The organism is Clostridium subterminale (assembly GCF_039521425.1).
GTDB lineage: Bacteria > Bacillota > Clostridia > Clostridiales > Clostridiaceae > Clostridium_J > Clostridium_J subterminale.
Window position 1 is genome coordinate 450,023 of the sequence record NZ_BAAACI010000007.1, and the last position, 14,454, is coordinate 464,476.

14 protein-coding genes are annotated in these 14,454 nt (G+C 29.6%); 2 read left to right on the forward strand and 12 right to left on the reverse strand.

The features are described 5' to 3' along the window. Window positions 1-388 precede the first annotated feature (388 nt). Window positions 389-1,720, forward strand: coding sequence for a DUF4910 domain-containing protein (locus tag ABDZ93_RS15725; RefSeq protein WP_343827410.1), 1,332 nt, complete (start codon window positions 389-391; stop codon window positions 1,718-1,720). A gap of 125 nt (window positions 1,721-1,845) precedes the next feature. Here ABDZ93_RS15725 and ABDZ93_RS15730 read toward each other — a convergent pair whose 3' ends face one another. Genes ABDZ93_RS15730 through ABDZ93_RS15740 form a run of 3 tightly spaced genes read right to left on the reverse strand, consistent with a single transcriptional unit; the run spans window position 1,846 to window position 4,398 of the window. After that, window positions 1,846-2,787 (reverse strand): C39 family peptidase, encoded by a 942-nt coding sequence (locus ABDZ93_RS15730; protein WP_343827411.1) that lies wholly within the window; start codon window positions 2,785-2,787, stop codon window positions 1,846-1,848. Window positions 2,788-2,812: 25 nt separating this feature from the next. Next, entirely contained in the window at window positions 2,813-3,274 is a 462-nt protein-coding gene (locus tag ABDZ93_RS15735; RefSeq protein ID WP_343827412.1) for an 8-oxo-dGTP diphosphatase, read from the reverse strand. 35 nt (window positions 3,275-3,309) lie between these two features. Further along, a complete protein-coding gene (locus tag ABDZ93_RS15740) occupies window positions 3,310-4,398 on the reverse strand; it encodes a radical SAM/SPASM domain-containing protein (RefSeq protein WP_343827413.1) in 1,089 nt (362 codons plus the stop codon). 229 nt (window positions 4,399-4,627) lie between these two features. Here ABDZ93_RS15740 and ABDZ93_RS15745 point away from each other — a divergent pair, with 229 nt between their 5' ends. Beyond that, window positions 4,628-4,774 (forward strand): hypothetical protein, encoded by a 147-nt coding sequence (locus tag ABDZ93_RS15745; protein ID WP_343827414.1) that lies wholly within the window; start codon window positions 4,628-4,630, stop codon window positions 4,772-4,774. Between the two features lie 90 nt (window positions 4,775-4,864). Here the strand turns inward: ABDZ93_RS15745 and ABDZ93_RS15750 are convergent, their stop codons facing one another. The 9 genes from ABDZ93_RS15750 to ABDZ93_RS15790 all read right to left on the reverse strand — a co-directional run bounded on the left by ABDZ93_RS15750 (window position 4,865) and on the right by ABDZ93_RS15790 (window position 14,193). Then, entirely contained in the window at window positions 4,865-5,248 is a 384-nt protein-coding gene (locus ABDZ93_RS15750) for a (deoxy)nucleoside triphosphate pyrophosphohydrolase (protein WP_343827416.1), read from the reverse strand. Between the two features lie 36 nt (window positions 5,249-5,284). Beyond that, entirely contained in the window at window positions 5,285-6,334 is a 1,050-nt protein-coding gene (locus ABDZ93_RS15755; protein WP_343827417.1) for a MerR family transcriptional regulator, read from the reverse strand. A 113-nt stretch (window positions 6,335-6,447) separates the two neighbouring features. Further along, complete coding sequence (locus ABDZ93_RS15760) at window positions 6,448-7,923, reverse strand: protein adenylyltransferase SelO (protein ID WP_343827418.1); 1,476 nt, start codon at window positions 7,921-7,923, stop codon at window positions 6,448-6,450. A 455-nt stretch (window positions 7,924-8,378) separates the two neighbouring features. Beyond that, window positions 8,379-8,843, reverse strand: coding sequence for a GNAT family N-acetyltransferase (locus ABDZ93_RS15765; RefSeq protein ID WP_343827420.1), 465 nt, complete (start codon window positions 8,841-8,843; stop codon window positions 8,379-8,381). 371 nt (window positions 8,844-9,214) lie between these two features. Next, a complete protein-coding gene (locus ABDZ93_RS15770) occupies window positions 9,215-10,282 on the reverse strand; it encodes an ABC transporter permease (RefSeq protein ID WP_343827422.1) in 1,068 nt (355 codons plus the stop codon). Next, window positions 10,273-11,367, reverse strand: a complete 1,095-nt coding sequence (locus ABDZ93_RS15775) for an ABC transporter permease (protein WP_343827424.1) — start codon at window positions 11,365-11,367, stop codon at window positions 10,273-10,275. The genes ABDZ93_RS15770 and ABDZ93_RS15775 overlap by 10 nt, the downstream gene beginning before the upstream one ends. A 12-nt stretch (window positions 11,368-11,379) precedes the next feature. Beyond that, window positions 11,380-12,315, reverse strand: coding sequence for an ABC transporter ATP-binding protein (locus tag ABDZ93_RS15780; protein ID WP_343827425.1), 936 nt, complete (start codon window positions 12,313-12,315; stop codon window positions 11,380-11,382). An 85-nt stretch (window positions 12,316-12,400) separates the two neighbouring features. After that, complete coding sequence (locus ABDZ93_RS15785) at window positions 12,401-13,039, reverse strand: response regulator (RefSeq protein ID WP_343827426.1); 639 nt, start codon at window positions 13,037-13,039, stop codon at window positions 12,401-12,403. Between the two features lie 2 nt (window positions 13,040-13,041). Then, on the reverse strand, window positions 13,042-14,193 hold the full coding sequence (locus ABDZ93_RS15790) for a sensor histidine kinase (RefSeq protein WP_343827427.1): 1,152 nt from the start codon (window positions 14,191-14,193) through the stop codon (window positions 13,042-13,044). Window positions 14,194-14,454: the final 261 nt, after the last annotated feature.

The window sequence follows — 14,454 nt, forward strand, 5'->3', positions numbered from 1 at the left end:
ATGGTAAAGTCGTAAAGCAACACAACTTGTTTGAGTGTATACGAGTTGTTGTGTTGTAGATCTTTCCTTGAATAAATACTTTAGTAAATTAATATTCCGAAACGACTGAGCGTTAATAATATATGGGCATCCTCAACATTTTTTTAGATTAGTTTATTTTAAGAAGCCCCATAAAAAGTGTTAGTGTGCTTAATTTTTCACTAGAACTAAATGTATTTAAATGTTAATATATTCATATACTTTACATAAGGAAATAAATTGAATTACTCTAAATATTATATAATTATTATTTAGTTGTAAATGAAAGGAGTGAACTACTTAAAATTTTACCTATTTAAAAATTAAAATAAAAGTTATATTTACTAATACCTTTTGGGAGGGATTAACTTTGAAATGTGCGAAAAAAATAATAAGTATATGTTGTTCTTTAATTGTTATAACATCACTTGTGGGTTGTAATGGTGTTAAAGACAAGTCCTCTAGCCTAAGTGATATAACTAGCATAAAATTCACAGACTTTTCAAAGAATATTTCAGCAGATAGGATATATAGCACGATAGAAAAACTTTCAGCAAAAGATGATGCTAGAATAACAGGGTTTGATGGAGAAAAGGATGCAGCATCATATATTTCTAAGCAATTTGAAGATATGGGACTTATTATTAATGAGCAAGAATTTCCTGTAACAGCATTTAAATGTAATGATGTAGAAGTAAAAATTGATATACCTGAAAGTAAAGTAGTTCAATCTAAGACCTTAACCTTTAGTAAAGAGACTCCAAAAGAAGGCTTAGCTTCAGAAGTTGTTAATGGATATATGGGATCACAAACTGATTTAGAAAAGGCTAAAGTAAAGGATAAGCTTGTAATCATTCAGCGTGGCGGTGATACATTTAGAAATAAAACTGAAAGAGCTGCTGCAATGGGTGCTGTAGGCGTTATATTTTTTGATCCTGATAGTGAAGAACCTATATCAGCTACTCTAGTTGAACCTACGAAAATACCAGCTGTTGCAATATCTAAAGCTGATGCAGAATATCTTAGTTCAACCATAATAACCTCAGAAAAAGGCCTTAAAGCCACAATAAAGGTTGATAGTCAGTGTATAGATAGTAAATCAAAAAATATTATTGCAACATTAAAATCTAAAAAGAAAGATGCTAAAACTATAGTAGTTGGAGCTCACTATGATGGTGTAGATACACCTGCTGCCAATGACAATGCTTCAGGTATATCTACTGTAATGGAAGCTGCAAGGGTTTTATCCAAGAAAAACCTTGATTGCAATATTAAATTTATTGCATTTGGTGCTGAAGAAATAGGTTTAGTAGGTTCAAATTATTATGTTCAATCTTTAAATAGTGATGACTTGAAAAATACAATTGCAATGATAAATGCTGATATGGTTGGTATCGGTGATAATTTATGTGTTTACACAATGGATGGCTCTAAGGATTCTTTAACTGCAGATTTAGCAGTGAGTTGTATGAATAATTTCCAATACGATAATAGAAGAGATGAAAGTAACAGAAGTGACCATGTAGCTTTTGAATCAGCTGGTATACCAGTAGCATATTTTGAATATGGCCCATTTGATAATTATCATACAGATAAAGATACCGCTGATAAAATCAATAAGGAAAATTTATCCAACACCTGTAACATAATCACATCTTTATGCAATGAAATCGGTAAGAACCCAGAAAGATTCTCAAAATAATAGAAAAAAATAAGGTCTTAAGTTTTACACTTAAGACCTTATTTCTACTTCATACACCATTCTTTTCTACATAATTAATAGTTCCACACCAATTAACTTATTTTATATTATATAAGCTAAATAATTTATTCAGCTGTGAAAGTCCACAAATTTTCAGTTTCTTTCATGAACACATTTATATCCCATGTTTGTTTACTTCTTTTTATACTATCTGAGTCATTTACTATTATATTATTTTTACTATCAACACCTGTTAATACTATAAAATGTCCATCTGTGGTAAATGTTCCTGGTCCCATACTCGCTATTATAGGTTGTCCTTTTTTTAAAGTATCTAAGATCTCAGACTTAGTTAGCGGTAATTCTCTACCATTCAATCCAAATTGTTTTGCACCTTCAGTCATAAGAGTCCAACTTGATCCTATCCCATCAACTAAATATCCATTCTCACTACTAAAATCAGCTACAACTTTTGGATTAATATCTGTATTGCCGGTAAGACCTACCGCTACCATAGCTAAAGCCGTGGGCCCACAGCCATTAATAGCAATAAAGTTTGATCCGTATTTTTCATATCCCCATCTTTTATCCCATTGCATAAACAATGGAATTTTTCCTTTTTTATAATCTTGTTTTATAGATATTTGCTTATTTGAATCTGAATTATAGTTAGGGTAATCAGCTACAAAATCTATTGTTTCTGCTTTCCGTGATGCTAGCTCCAAAAGTTCTTTTGGATACAAACTTAAATTACTTAGAATAGTACCAATCTCAGGGTAATCTTTTGACATCTTCAATAGATTTTGTACAGTTAAATCATTTGAATTTATTACTTCATCTGGTATTTTATCTCTGTGTGTATTTTCTTGTAATTCTTTTTCATTATCATTTATACTTGATTTATCAAATATTTCTTTGATTTTTCCACATCCTGTATATACTATGAATAATATGACTACTACTGATATTAAACGCCTTACTTTTTTATTAATTTTTTTCTTTTTATATTTCTTTTTCACATTTAATTTTTTCACGTTTGATTTTTTCGCATTTGTTTTTATACTCATTGTAAGTCTCCTCTATGTACTTAATTTATTTTATTATATGATTCCAACCAGATTTTTGTTGATTTTCTGTAATAAAATACTCATTAAGCTTGTTCTCTAACATTACTTTAACCATCTTGTCAAATCCATGGGCAAGATCTAATAATTGAAGCTTATTTATATCATACCAAAAAACATCTCCTTCTTCGCCATTTTCTATTAAATCTCCCTTATATGAATGTGTTTTAAAAAGAAAAACTAAATATCTTTTGTTATCCTTTGGGCTATACCAATCCTTAACACCACAGATTTCTAAATTACTTATTTTTAAACCAGTTTCTTCCTTAACTTCTCTAATAGCAGAATCTACTATAGACTCCCCTTTTTCTACATGTCCCCCTGGAAAAGCTATTCCAGTCCAACTTCCTTTAATTCGATTCTGGACAAGAACTTTATTACTTACTTTATCCATTACCATAACCATATTTGTTAGTTCTACATTTTCCATATGATCACCTCTTATCTACAATTATACTTAACATTTCATAGTAAAAGTTTTTTTACCTCTTCTTCTTTTTCAAATAGTACACAGCCACCCTTATGTTCACCAACGAGCATTTCTGCTGCACTTAATTTTTTAAATAAAGGCGATTGTAATGCATCTAACAAGCTAGAATTTTTCAGATTTGTATCAGAAAAAGGTGAAAATGGACATGGTTCTACCCCTCCATTTGTGTTAATGTGGAAGAAACCTCTGCCAGCAGCAAGACATCCACCAGAATGCTTTTCATCTCCTGGAAAAGAAATAAAAATCATATCTTCATAGAATTTTCGAAGGTGAGCTTGTTCATTTTCAAGATAACTACGTTCCTTATCTGTTGGTGCTAAAGCTTTAGTTGAGGCATCTACTGGTACATATTCCACAAAAATTACTAACTTGCAACCTCTGTTATATAATTCTGATATAAAGTCTTTGCTGGTTACGTTATAGATATTTTCCGTTGTAATAGTAATAGAAGCTCCATACAATATTCCTTTAGCTTTAAGTGAATCCATTCTATTTATGAGAAGTTCATAGGTTCCTTTACCACGTCTAGCATTAGTTTTGCTCTTATCGCCTTCAATACTAATCACAGGTACAAGGTTTCTATTAGCATCGAAAAGCTTAATATATTCTTCATCAAGGATAGTCCCATTTGTGAATATAGGAAAAATAATTTCTTTAATTTGAGAAGCTTTTTCTATAATATCTTTTCTCATTAAAGGTTCTCCGCCAGCTAGTAATATAAAAGAAATTCCAAGTTCTTTCCCCTGTTTAAATATATCTTCCCATTGATCACTAGTCATTTGTTCTTTATTTGACTTTTCGCTACAGGAATTATTTGCTCTAGCATAACACCCTTTACAAAAGAGATTACAGCTACTAGTGATGCTTGAGATTAGGAAAGGAGGAATATGTTGTCCTTTATCTTCAAAGATTTTTCTTTTTTTAGCAGCTTTTTTGCTTTCCAAAATATATTTCATAATGAATTTTGCCTCTTTTGGATTTTTGAAAGAGGCCTTCATTGCGCCCTTCACAATGTTTTCCACTCCTTCATTTAAATAGTTAACTAAACTAAACTCTGTACCCATTTTAATGCCATCTCCCTATAAATTATTTATTAGTTTTATCTTAACTTTGAATAAACAACAAATATTCTCTAATATCCATAATACACGCCCACTTTTGTTATCAGAAGTTTTATTTAAATACATTATATCATTGTATCGCAAAATCTATAATCATATACTTATGTTATAATATAAGGATTAATGAATTATTTACGCTTTAACTAAAATATATATTAAATGTGAGGTAAATATGAGTACTATACCTAAAACAGACATAGATAATACAACAGCAAATATTAACTTTAAAACCATTGATACAAGTGATAAAAATGTTATTAAAGATGAGATTATTAAAGCTAGTGAAACTGGATTAGTAAATAGATTAAATATCAATTAATTACACCTGTAAGAGAAGATATTTATGAATACATTACTTCATAAAGTAAAAGGACTTAGCAAAGTAATTTAATTTGCTAAGTCCCTTTTATCACATATTCTTCAAAGCATCAATAACTAAAACATCCGCTGGAATCCACTTTTCACCATCTAATTCATCAAAAGTAATCCACTTAGCATCATTATGAGCATTTAGATTTAATTTCCCACCAGAAATTTGGCAAATAAAACAATGCATAATAAGATGAAAACTAGGATAATCATACTCTACTGTGGTTAAAAAATCTGATATATTTATATCCAATTCTAATTCTTCCTTTATCTCTCGGATAAGTGCTTCTTCTTTAGATTCACCAATTTCTATTTTCCCTCCAGGAAATTCCCACATATCAACAAAATCACCATATCCTCTACGTGTAATAAATATTCTATCATCATGTTTTATTACTGCTGCTACTACTTCTATTGTCTTCATATGTTCACCCTCTTTTATTATGCTTTCTTGTAAATACTAGTTCACTTTTATTATATAATTAAGTTCATCTATTTTTCTATACTCTAACTTTTTATTATATTTTTTAAATTCATTTTCTAAAAAATCAATATGTGAATAATACTCGTCCTCTATTTCTTCTACTTGTTCTTTAGATAATTCATTAAAAATATCTTTTTCATCAGCCTTACTTTTAAACATTAAATCTCCAATAACTATTATTCCATCATCTTTTACTACTCTTATCATTTCTTCTATTGCTATAGCTTTTTCACTTTCATTTAAATGATGAAATGCATATGTTGAAATAATAATATCAAAGTATTTATTATCATATGGTATTTTCAAAAATTCACCTAATCGAACTTTTAAGTTCGGGTATTTTTGTTTTGCAACTAGTAACATTTCTCTAGATTGATCTATTCCAATTATATCACAATTGTTATTTAAAAACTTACTTGCTAAATTACCTGTGCCTACTCCTATTTCTAATATTATTGGTTTTTTTAATTTAGCATTATTGACTAAATCATATATACTTTGCAATATTAAATTATAATTCTTATATATTTTTAATTGGCCTTTATCTTCCATAACATCATTATCATATGTTTTTGCCCAATCATTAAAATCCCATTTATCTTTCCAATTGTTTCTAATGCAACTTAATTTATTGCTATTATTTATTATATCTAATATTTCATTGTCTATTTCATATCCTGTTGTTTCTTCATAAAGCTTATCTATCACATCTTCTAAGGATTTTCTTATGCCATTAAGCCTATGGATTTCATCATTAACCAATTGCCACTGATTATTAAAATGTGCTAAACAATTTTCCTTTTCATTATTATCTAATATATTTTTAATATCACTAATAGTTAATCCTATTGATCTATATAGTAGTATAGACTGTAATCTAATTATATCTTGTTCATTAAATTTTCTATATTCATTATCTTCTTCTCTTACAGGCTTTAATAAATCCTTTTTCTCATAAAATCTAATTTTATTAGTAGTTATATTTAACATTTTACTTACTTCGCTGATAGTATATTTACTTCCCATGCTTTCATCCCCTTAATAATATTCTTATTAATATCATTCTAAACTTTCGTCTAGGGTTAAAGTCAATAAAAATAGCTAGTAAAATTTAATGCATTTTACTAGCTGCTTTTCTATTAAGTTCCACAATAGGTTCGGTATGGACAGGTTGATGGTTCCGGCAATGTAGAATAATAATCCCGTTCTCTAGAGTAATCATAAGGTCTTGAAAGAGCATCTAAAAGTCGCTCCATGACACTATAGTCTCCTTGTTTTACTGCTACTTCTAGCGCTTCTTCTACCCTATGGTTACGAGGGATTACTGCTGGATTACTCTTTTCCATAAGTTCCTTCGAGGAAATTTTTGATTCCTCTTGTCTTGTTAGTCTCTCCTGCCATAGCTTATACCACTTATCAAATTCCTCTTTACCAAACAGTACAGTATCCTCTATCTTGTCACTAGTTAATGCACAGAAAGTGTTTGTATAGTCTGCACCGTACTTCTGCATCATACTTAGAAGATCTTCAATTAGATATTCATCTTCTAACTCTTCGTTAAATATCCCAAGTTTTGCCCTCATTCCAGAAAGCCAATTGTACTTATACAAATTAGAAAAGTTTGAAATCTCATTCTGCGCTAGCTTGAGAGCCTCATTTTCATCAGAATGTAATAATGGTAATAGAGTCTCAGCAAATCTTGCAAGATTCCATGCAGCAATATTGGGTTGATTACCATAAGCATATCTACCATGAATATCAATAGAACTAAATACAGTGGAAGGATTATAGACATCCATGAAGGCACAAGGACCATAATCAATGGTTTCACCACTAATTGTCATATTATCAGTGTTCATTACCCCATGAATAAATCCAACTAGTTGCCATTTTGCAATAAGCTCAGCCTGCTTCTTGATTACTTCCTGAAGCAAGAAAAGATATGGATTTTCTTTATCCTTTACTTCTTGAAAATGTCTTTGCAAAGTATAATCAGCCAAAGCTTTAAGCTCTTCAACTGTACCCCACTTTAATGCGTATTGAAATGTACCAACACGTATATGACTAGCAGCTACACGAGTTAATATTGCACCAGGTAGCTCTGTTTCCCTTATTATCGATTCACCTGTTGTAACCACAGCTAGACTACGGGTGGTAGCAATACCCAGTGCATTCATTGCTTCACTTATAATGTACTCTCTTAGCATTGGACCTAGTGATGCTTTCCCATCTCCTCCTCGTGAATATGGAGTTCTACCTGAACCCTTAAGCTGAATATCAAATCTCTCACCTAGTGGAGTAATGTGTTCCCCTATGAGTACAGCTCTCCCATCACCTAACATTGTAAAATGCCCGAATTGATGTCCTGCGTATGCTTGAGCAATAGGTACAGCACCTTCTGGAATCTTGTTTCCTGCAAGTATATCTACTCCATCAGTACTTTGTAGTGCCTCGGCATTTAATCCTAAAGATTTTATTAGCGGATAATTTAGCACAACCAATTTGGGTAAAGGTACATGATTTGGGCTTTGTGTATTAAAAAATATTTTTGGAAGCCCGGCATAACTATTTTCCAAGTTAAACCCTGTTTCTACTATTATTTTTCTTTCTTTCATTATATCTCCTTCCCTTCTTTGTTTTTTGCTCTGTGGTTAATCAAAGTGATAAAATTTGGAGAGAATTATATTTTCATATAATAAATAGTTATATATTAAACTAGTTATATATATTAATAGGAAACTATATAACTAGTTAACTAGTTGTTGTGGCCTCAAGGGTTTCAGAGATTTTGTTATATATTTCTATAATAACTAAACTCTTTTTAGTTTATACTTTTAATAATTTATTATTCCCCTCTATTTCTCTTTAGATACTTATATCTTTACTTACTATTCAAATATCAAATTAAATTTATTCATCTTAACACAGAATCTAAAAACAAAGAAAAAGATGCTCCATCCTCAGATGATTAGCACCTTTTATCTTAAATTTAATTATTTATATAACTTATCTTACCCTAATCATTTATATACTATTTTTAATTTATCCAATAGCCATAAAAAATATATTTCTATTCATTAAATACTAATCTCATAGCTAAAAAATCATAATCATTTCCTCTTATTGTATTAACAAATTCTTCAATAACTTTAAATCCTAATTTCTCATACACTTTAATAGCTCTATTATTGAAATTTGCAACTGTTAAATCAATATAATTAAATTTATATTTTTCTCTTCCAAAATCAATTATTGCTTTTGCAAACTCTATACCAAAACCTTTTCCTGTAAGCTCTGGTCGCATTTGCAAACCTACGCAGAAAAATTCTTCAATATAATAGAATGAACAATTCCCTACTAGCTTGTTGTTATCATTATAAATTGAAAAATTATCACCCGAATCAACAAAGCTTTTTATCCACTCTATTTTTTCCTTTTGTATATCATTATCATAGAATGAATATATTCCGTCATATTTCCAAGTTAAAATATCATCTATATCACTTTTTGTAGGTACCCTAAATTCTAATTTCATATTATCTTCGCCTCCTAATTAATATAGTTGCTTAAGCAAAGACTACATAAAAATCAATTTAATATGCTAATAATTCAATTTATTCATAGCAGTCTTTGCTATGAAAATAAAAATACTTTTAAAGAAGGATATTTCATAATAATCACTCCGATCATATCATTTCATGATTTTAATTTGTTAAATTATACCTAATTACAATACTAGCAATATTATGATAAAAAGTCAAATTATTTATATTATAGTTTTTATAACTACTACGATGATTATACATCATACATAGAGCCTACTTTGCACTTCAACACCTCTTTAACTAAATCCTTAATCGGTGTTACTTACCTTTATAATATAAAATCAAGTCTATTAAATCCACATTATTCCTTAACAAACTCCCTCAACCTGAAGCTTCCTGCTGTAAAGAACATAATAGACATTAGAGATATAATCAAAATAGGAATAATAATTTTGCCTGTATCTATTATTTTTAATAACCATGTAAATGGTGATATTACGCTAATTCTAGTTATTATTTCTGGAATATTTTCAAATGAATCTAACTCTGATCCAAAAATCCCTAAACCAAAGGTAACCAGTCCAAAAACAACTGTAGATAGACTTGCTAAAGATACATTTTTAATCCATCTTGTTACTACCACAATAATAGATGTTGTAACTAAACTACCTAGGAATATAATCAGTATTCCTTGAGAAATATTGTTGTTAGGAAGCTTTAATAAGATAGTTAAAATTATAAAAGCTAAGCAACTTAAGACTCCTTGAATTATAAAGGATGAAATAAATAAACTACCTAAAATAGTTACATCTGAATTACTAGTTGCTATGGTTCTTTTTAGTACCTTTTGCTCTCTAAGTTTAATTATTTCTCCGGCAATTACAGAACCACCCATCATCATAAAATAACATATCATTAATACAGTCATTCTATAGTCATCTTTACTGTCTACTTCTTCATCTACAATAACTGCAATGGTAGAATTTGTGCTTAGCCCTTCACTTACCTCTTCCTCAACAACTCCAGATACATAGTTTGTTATAATATCTTCTGCCATTATAGAGCCACTAGCATCCTCAGTTCTATAACACTTAATTTTAGGAAGCTCTCCATTATCTAATAAATCTTGAAAATTATCATCTATAACATAAATTGCACCTAATTTATTTTCTCTAAGCAAATTAAAGTTATCTTCTATCTGACCCTCTAGTGTACTTATGGAGTATTCTTCACTTAACCTTTCAATAACCTCAGTAGAGTGATTTGAATTACTTTTATCTATAATTCCTATACTTTCTGATCCATTACTTAAACCTCCACCATTTATAACTAAAATCATAACAACAGGAAATATTAAGGTCATTAGTAACATAAATGGACTTTTTAATTGTCTTCTCATATTAATTAATACTAATCTTATTAAGCGCATACCTTTTTCCTCCCCTGAATTACTTCTTTAATTACTGCTGCAGAGTATATAATAATTGATATCGTAAATATTATTAATATCCATTTACCACAGCCTTCTAAATTTCCATTTAAATTATATAAATTAAATGCATTATTTAAATAATGTGTTGGCGTTAGTAATGCAATTTTGTTTCCTTCACCCATAAATATTTCAACACTTAATAATGGCAATATAAATATTATGGATCCTATTATTTTTCCATACTTAGGACCAAATATAGTGGATATACTTTTAGACATGGATACTACCAACATAGTTCCCATTAATATTAACAACATTAAATCTAAAATGTTTCCTTTAAAACTTAATCCAGCTACTCTAAAGAAAATTACATATGCACTGATTATTATAAAGACATATACTATCAAAGCTATAGTATCATAAAAAAGACATTGTAATTTTGTTATAGGAGTCGCATTAATTCTTTTATCTAAATTTATACTAATATCTGAATATCCACTTTCAATCATAGTAAGTATAAGTATGGTAACTACAAATCCAATCATAGATGCTGATATTTTTTCATAGGGATTATTAGTTTTTAAGGTATCTATTGTTATATCTTCAATTACAGATGACTCCATGATTTTGTCTAAACTCTCCATATTTCCACCAGCTATAGATACATATAAGCTCTGATGGTATCTATCTAAAATTACCTTTAAAGTATCAGTAGACATTCCCATGCCTTCTACTTTTTTATTAATAATTATATCTCCCTTATTTAAATATAAAATATTTTCCTCATATCCTTCTTTTATTACTAATTCCACATCTGGCTTTTTATCCACTATACTTACAACCTCTTTCAAATCATCACTTTCTAGTAACTCCACCAATCTTTTTGATGTTTCAGTATTATCCTTATCAATAATTTGAATATTTAATGCTTTAAGCTTTAGAGGATTTCCATCAATCGTGCTTCCAACAAACGCCATAAAACAAGCAAGTAAAATAGGAAATAAGATAAAAGATGCTATGGTAACTACTCCATTTGCAAACATACCCTTAAGGGTAGTTTTTACATAATATAATGCCTTCATATTAGCTTCCCCCTAATCTCTTAAAGTTTTTCCTGTTAATGATAGAAATACATCTTCAAGTTTTGCTTCTTCATAGCTAATCTTCTTTATATTAATGCTTTCTTTCTCTAATAAAGAAAGTACACTAGCTAGCTTAAACTTTGAATCAATAGTTAGAGTAAGTATATTATCCTTGTCTGATACCTTATCGATTCCTTCTACATCCTTTAACTTCATTATTGTTTCTCCACTTATATCTTGAGTTTCAATAATTACCTTATTGTTTGAGAAAACTGAAGCCTTAATCTCTTCTCTATCTCCATAGGATACTTCTTTCCCTAAATCTATTATAAATACTCTCTTACAAAGCTCTTCAATTTCCTCCATATAATGAGAAGTATAAATTACTGTAGTACCCCACTCCTTACATATATTTTTTATAAAAGAAAATATATGATTTCTTGATTGTGGATCTACGCCAACGGTAGGTTCATCTAGTATTAACACCTTTGGATGATGTAAAATTGATACTGCAATATTTAATCTTCTCTTCATTCCCCCTGAAAACTTTTTAACCTTTTGCTTTCTAGTTTCCGCTAAACCAGTTACCTTAAGTGCCTCTGCTATTCTTTCCTTCAAAAGTTTACCTTTTAGTCCATATAAAGCTCCAAAGAACTCTAAATTATCATAAGCATTAAGATCCTCCATTAGTGCTAACTCCTGTGGAACATATCCCATACATTCCTTTGCCTTAATTGGCTCCTTTAAAATATCATATCCACATATTTCAATAGTCCCATTGTCTGGAGTTAAAAGGCTTGTCATAATATTTATTAAAGTTGATTTACCTGCTCCATTAGGTCCGATAAATCCAAATATCTCGCCCTCTTTTACTTCATAGCTAATATTATCTAAAACTAACTTATCATTAAATCTTTTGCTTATATTTTTTACTTTTATAATGCTCATAAAATTACCCCCTAGACTTATCTTACTATTATAATAAGATATTACCAGGGGGATAACCATAACTTGAGGTCACTATATAAATGACTTAAGTCACTATTCCATTTTTAAAAGCAAAAATTGCAATCTGTGTTCTATCTCTAAGCTTCAACTTTGATAGTATATTAGTAATATTATTTTTAATTGTTCCTTCTGATAAAAATAATTCTTCTGAAATCTCCTTATTGGTTAATCCTTTAGCTATTGCTTCTATTATCTTAATATCTCTCTCCAAAAGTCCATACTTATCTATATCATTTTTGATTGCCCCATTACTTCCCATCATTTCTAAAGCCACATCAGGATGGACTACCATATTACCTTTATAAGCCGCCTTTATCCCTTCATAGATCACATCATGGGAACTATCCTTAAGCATATAGCCAAAAGCCCCATACCTCATAGCTTCTTGTATATACTCCTTGTCCTTGAATGTGGTAAGAATTATGACCTTTATCTTTGTAAACTGCTCCTTAATAAGTCTTGTCCCCATAACACCATCACAAACTTTCATTCTTATATCCATAAGAACAACATCCACATCAGAGGTTTTGCAAACTTCCAAAGCCTTATATCCATTTTCAGCTATTCCAACAACTTCAATATCCTCAAAAACTGAAAGCATTACTTTCAAGCCTTCTCTTATTAATTTCTCATCATCTACAATTAAAAGTTTAATCTTCTCCATGCCTACACCTCCACTTCCCTTGGTACTATAACCTTAACAAAAAATCCATTACCCTCACTAGATTTCATATCCACTAAACCATCTATTTCCTCTGCTCTTTCTCTTATACTCCTAAGCCCAAGTCCACTTTCCACAATTTTATCTGTTCCCACACCATTGTCATTAAATGATATTACAAACTCATCCTCTGCAAAATTCATAATAACCTTAACCATAGTTGCCTTACCATGCTTTAAAGAATTTGATAAAACTTCTTGGGTCATTCTATATAAATGATTAATCTGCTTAGTTGATAAATTCCAATCATCCTTTGATATAATGACTTTAACCTGAACTCCAGACATTCTCTCAAAGTTTTTACATACCTCCTGAATTCTTAAAATCCCTTGATAATTATCATAGTCATCAGGCTTTAACTCCCTTACAGCTCTCTTCACATCCTGAAAACTTTCACTAATAAAAGCTCTTAAATTTCCCACCATATCCTTCATAGAACTATCTTCTTTCTCGGCAATAGCTTCCATAGCAGATAACTGAATCAGAGCAGTAGATAAAGTATGTCCAACGCTATCATGAATCTCCCTTGATATTCTATTTCTTTCCTTTAATAAGGTTAATTCCTCAATGGATTCTACATATCCTTCAAGTTCTTTATTTGCTTCTATAAGTTTTTCATCTGAAACCCTAAGCTTATCATAAAGCTGCTGAGCTTCTACCTTAGTACTATAAAGTCTAGATATATAGCTTAAAAGAATAAAAAATAATCCAAGCAAAACGAAATTAATAATACCATCTTCAATGGGTCCACTAAACTTCGGATAAATCCCAATAAATAAAATTATAAGACCTATTCCATATTTAACTATATTATTTTTCAAAGCAAACAAATCTATGGATACCCCTATTAAATAAAAAATAATAGTTCCTCCAAAGTTTAATTGTGCCAATGGTATAAATGCTAACTCTATTATTATTGATAAAATAACATTTCTCTCTTTTTCTAAATAAAATATTCTCAAATGATTATTTATAATAAATAATAGAAGTAAAACTAGACTTTCTATACTCTTATTTCCAGCTTCTACAAACAACTGAAAGGTTAATATACAAAATGATATATATCTCATTAACAATAACTCTTTACTCTTTACCATGATACTCTCCTAATATATATTTTCTCTATATATTTATTTAAGCCTAAATTACAGAAAATTACTAGGGCATTTTTAGGATATCTTGAATTGAAACGTCTATTCTGCTAAAAAAATAACGCTTAAAATTTCACGATCTGAAATTGAGTAATGCTCACATTTATTTTCTTTATTTAAATGCCTTCTTATAATGTAGGTTACAAAAAATATAAAAGAGTTATAGTTAATTGTATTTATGATACAAGTCAATCATAATATTAGTGG

Excerpts from the sequence above, each read along its gene's own strand:
- ABDZ93_RS15740 (WP_343827413.1), bottom strand. The coding sequence starts at position 4,398 with ATGGGTACAGAGTTTAGTTTAGTTAACTATTTAAATGAAGGAGTGGAA.
- ABDZ93_RS15760 (WP_343827418.1), bottom strand. The coding sequence starts at position 7,923 with ATGAAAGAAAGAAAAATAATAGTAGAAACAGGGTTTAACTTGGAAAAT.
- ABDZ93_RS15745 (WP_343827414.1), top strand. The coding sequence starts at position 4,628 with ATGAGTACTATACCTAAAACAGACATAGATAATACAACAGCAAATATT.
- ABDZ93_RS15780 (WP_343827425.1), bottom strand. The coding sequence starts at position 12,315 with ATGAGCATTATAAAAGTAAAAAATATAAGCAAAAGATTTAATGATAAG.
- ABDZ93_RS15765 (WP_343827420.1), bottom strand. The coding sequence starts at position 8,843 with ATGAAATTAGAATTTAGGGTACCTACAAAAAGTGATATAGATGATATT.
- ABDZ93_RS15735 (WP_343827412.1), bottom strand. The coding sequence starts at position 3,274 with ATGGAAAATGTAGAACTAACAAATATGGTTATGGTAATGGATAAAGTA.
- ABDZ93_RS15775 (WP_343827424.1), bottom strand. The coding sequence starts at position 11,367 with ATGAAGGCATTATATTATGTAAAAACTACCCTTAAGGGTATGTTTGCA.
- ABDZ93_RS15750 (WP_343827416.1), bottom strand. The coding sequence starts at position 5,248 with ATGAAGACAATAGAAGTAGTAGCAGCAGTAATAAAACATGATGATAGA.
- ABDZ93_RS15785 (WP_343827426.1), bottom strand. The coding sequence starts at position 13,039 with ATGGAGAAGATTAAACTTTTAATTGTAGATGATGAGAAATTAATAAGA.
- ABDZ93_RS15790 (WP_343827427.1), bottom strand. The coding sequence starts at position 14,193 with ATGGTAAAGAGTAAAGAGTTATTGTTAATGAGATATATATCATTTTGT.
- ABDZ93_RS15730 (WP_343827411.1), bottom strand. The coding sequence starts at position 2,787 with ATGAGTATAAAAACAAATGCGAAAAAATCAAACGTGAAAAAATTAAAT.
- ABDZ93_RS15755 (WP_343827417.1), bottom strand. The coding sequence starts at position 6,334 with ATGGGAAGTAAATATACTATCAGCGAAGTAAGTAAAATGTTAAATATA.
- ABDZ93_RS15770 (WP_343827422.1), bottom strand. The coding sequence starts at position 10,282 with ATGCGCTTAATAAGATTAGTATTAATTAATATGAGAAGACAATTAAAA.